2 protein-coding genes are annotated in these 3,757 nt (G+C 44.4%); both read right to left on the reverse strand.

The window, feature by feature from the left end:
• Positions 1–198: 198 nt before the first annotated feature.
• Entirely contained in the window at positions 199–2,220 is a 2,022-nt protein-coding gene (proX, locus tag F6J94_RS31690) for a glycine betaine/L-proline ABC transporter substrate-binding protein ProX (RefSeq protein WP_293047523.1), read from the reverse strand.
• Between the two features lie 164 nt (positions 2,221–2,384).
• The gene (locus tag F6J94_RS31695; protein WP_293020986.1) at positions 2,385–3,602 is read right to left on the reverse strand and encodes a glycine betaine/L-proline ABC transporter ATP-binding protein; all 1,218 of its coding nucleotides are present in this window, start codon (positions 3,600–3,602) and stop codon (positions 2,385–2,387) included.
• Positions 3,603–3,757 lie beyond the last annotated feature (155 nt).

Genomic DNA, 3,757 nt, shown 5'->3' on the forward strand with positions numbered 1-3,757 from the left:
TAGCAGTCCCCAGGGCAGGCGCGGACATGACAAAAGTCTCAAACCTAAGTAAGCGCAAGAGTTTGACTTCTGACTTCTGACTTCTGACTTCTGACTTCTGCTATAACTCGGGATTAATCACAAATACCAATTACCCTTTACCAATGACCAATTATTCAAGTTTGACAATATTCATGTTCTCGTAAATTATAGGAAACCTCAAATTCCAGAAGTTTCTCCAACGTTTCTAGCTTCTTCAACCCAGCTATCAAACAACTTTTGATTCTTTTTAATCCATTCTTGGCTATGGCGACGGATATCTGCTGGGCTATTTTCCCCCTTTTCGGCCCGTAGGCTTTCAGCATTAATATCCTCAATCGACATCTTAAATCGCTCAAACAATTTTCTGGCGGCTGGGTTGGCTGCTATAAATTTTTTGTTGGCCACAAAGCGAACCCGATCCACCGCAAATCCGAGATTTTTACCATCGATTGAAGTATGTTTTTCTGTCAACCCTTTCTGGGCTTCTGGTAGATTGGTTTGGGCAACTTCTAGCCAAACCACATCCTCACCTGGTTTTAATACCGTAGCCAGCCACAGGGGAGTCCAAGTGTAGTATAAGACGGGTTTTCCTTGTTTGTAGCGAGCAATGCTATTCGCAATTAGGACGCTATATTCTCCTTGGTCGTGTTCGACAGTATCCCTGAGCCCATAAGCATCTAAGTGATGCTCAATAACTAACTCACATCCCCAACCGGGAATACAACCGGCTAAATTTGCCTTACCATCTCCATCGGAGTCAAAGAGTTTGGCAATTTTAGGGTTTTTGAGTTGTTCCAAATTGGTGATATTGTATTTTTCAGCAGTTTTTTTATCAATCTGATACCCTTGCAACAGATCAGAAACAATAACTCCAACTCGCTCTAATTTCTTTTCGCCACCATTTTTTTCAAAGAATTCTGTGTGTAACTTTTCCCAGTGGCTAGCGGTAAAATCGAGGTCGTTATTACCCAAAGCGATGTGGCTGGTGGTTGGTTGGAGTTGTTTGGGTTTTTCAATCTCGTAACCGAGCTTTTCCAGAGCCGTGTTAACGATGTGTGTCATGAATTGTGAATCGGCTAGATAACCATAGGTAGAGCGTACCTTCACCCCTTTCCCAGGTAGGGCTATTTCTGATGCAGTTAATTCGGTTGTAGCTTGGGGAATTTGTTGCCAGCTGATGAAACCCACAAGCAATGCCACTAAAACCGTTACAGCAACAGTAGTCCCAGTCCGTGGTTTACTGGTTAACCTCAAACGCACAAAACCAATCGGTCCTCGCTCTAGCCAAGGGATTTGGTTGTTGCCTTGACTCACCACTTGAGTGATCCGGTCGAGCATCACCGCAATCAGCACGATGCTTAATCCTCCCACAGCAGCTAGTCCGACATTCACCCGACCGAGACCTTGTAAGACCATCTGTCCCAGTCCCCCGACACCAATCATAGAAGTCACCACCGACATCGATAGTGCTAATAATATGGCTTGGTTGACTCCAGCTAGGATAGTTGGCATTGCTAGGGGAATTTGCACTTCCCAAAGCATTTGTATTGGGGTTGAGCCAAATGCGATCGCAGCTTCGACAACTTCTGTAGATACTTGTCGGATACCTAGGTTGGTCAGGCGAATCAAGGGGGGAACAGCAAAGACTAGAGTAGCGATTACTCCTGGCACTGCACCAATGCCAAATAGCATTACTACTGGGACAAGATAGACGAATGACGGCAGGGTTTGCATGGCATCAAGCAGAGGTCGCAGGAATTTCTCCACGCGATCGCTACTAGCACAGGCAATGCCAAGGGAAATGCCAATCACCACGCAAAAGACTACAGCTGTCACCACTAGCGCCAGGGTAGTCATGGCTTGTTCCCAAGCTCCAAAAAAGCCAATCAAGGTCAAGGCAATAAGGCTATAAATAGCAATTTTACCCCCAGCAATTTGCCATACTATCAAGCCCAGAATAATCAGGAAAATTAGGGGAGGAATCGATAGGAAAAGCGATTGTATCCCTTCCAGAGTCCAGGTAATGGGCAAGCTAATTGCTTGAAAGAAGGGACGGAAGTTGTCAACTAGGAAATTAACTACTGCGGTAATCCACTCGTCCAGGGGTAAGGTATAAAGCTCAAAGGGATTCAAGATAATATCTAGACCGACTTGGCTTGTTGCGATATTATTAAGGGATAGAATTAAAGAATTGAACACAATACTATTCCGAGGAACCTTCTTATAGTATAGATTGTCGATTTATCTAGATATTTTCTTTGTAAGCATTCAGCTATCAGCTATCAGCTATCAGCTATCAGCTATCAGCTATCAGCTATCAGCTATCAGCTAAAGCGCTACTTGAGATGCTACTTGAGGTGCTATCAGCTGTTGTCTTGGACAAGCTTTTGAGGTTTGCCAATACTAGCGATCAGATCAGACTGTTCCACCATTCCTTTGAATGTACCGTCAGTATCGACTACAGCAACAGGAAGTCCATCTCGGTAGAGGTGAAATATATCTTCTAGGTGGGTTAAAGCGTTGACTGTGGGGAAGTCCGTTTCCATCACTTCAGTAATGTCTTCGCTTCCTTTTTGGAGGACTGCTTCGAGCCATTGTTTCTTGACAATTCCAACTGGTTTGCTGTGTTCATCGACAACATACATTTGTTGGAGGTGATGGTCTATCATCTTTTCCAGTCCAGCCTTAGCAGAGTTTTCTTTAAGAACTAAGGCAGGGGTTTGACGAGCTATTGACCCAGTTTTTAGGACTTGGGCGCGGTTAACATCTTGGATGAATGCACGGATGTAGTCGTCAGCTGGTTGGTTAACCAGTTCTTCTGGTGTGCCAGTTTGGACGATATAACCGTCTTTCATCACTGCTATGTGATCGCCCATCTTAAGGGCTTCTTGAATATCATGGCTGATAAATACAATGGTTTTGTGCAGTTCTGTCTGGAGTCGCAGTAATTCATCCTGCATGTCCCGCCGAATTAGGGGGTCGAGGGCGCTGAATGCCTCATCCATGAGTAAAATCTCGGCATCTGTGGCTAAAGCGCGGGCTAAACCGACCCGTTGACGCATGCCACCACTGAGGGATGAAGGTAAATAATCTGCCCATTGGGATAAACCTACCACCTCTAAGGTTTCCAAGGCTTTTTTGCGGCGTTTGGCTTGATCTATCCCCCGGACCTTGAGACCATACCCGACATTTTCTGCAACTGTTTTGTGGGGAAATAATCCAAATCGCTGAAATACCATTGAGACCTTGCTCTGGCGAATCTCTCGCATCCGCTTCTCATCAACATGGGCAATGTCTTCATCATCGATATAGATATTGCCGCTGGTGGGATTAATTAAGCGGTTAATACAGCGAGCTAGGGTAGATTTTCCGGAACCGGATAACCCCATGACCACAAACAATTCTCCTTGATTGACTGTCAGAGAAACATCAGCAATACCTAAGACTTGACCAGTTTTTTCTAAGATAGAATCCCTACTCCCACCTTGGCGAAACAGTTTGAGGGCAGCTTGGGGTTTTTCGCCATAAATTTTAATCAGATGTTCAATACGAATTTTGGGGTTTGAATTAATATTATTCATTAGAAATTGGTTATTGGGGAAAAGGTCATTGGGGAAAAGGTGATTCGTCAAAACTCCTAGGTTCTAACAGTTAATCAGTAAGCTCCACACTTTTTATTATTTTTATGACCATTCACCTTAAATTTCATCTGGGTCAATCCCTGCCTGTCGCAGTC

It is taken from the genome of Moorena sp. SIO1F2, assembly GCF_010672755.1.
Taxonomy (GTDB): Bacteria; Cyanobacteriota; Cyanobacteriia; order Cyanobacteriales; family Coleofasciculaceae; genus Moorena.

Excerpts from the sequence above, each read along its gene's own strand:
- F6J94_RS31695 (WP_293020986.1), bottom strand. The coding sequence starts at position 3,602 with ATGAATAATATTAATTCAAACCCCAAAATTCGTATTGAACATCTGATT.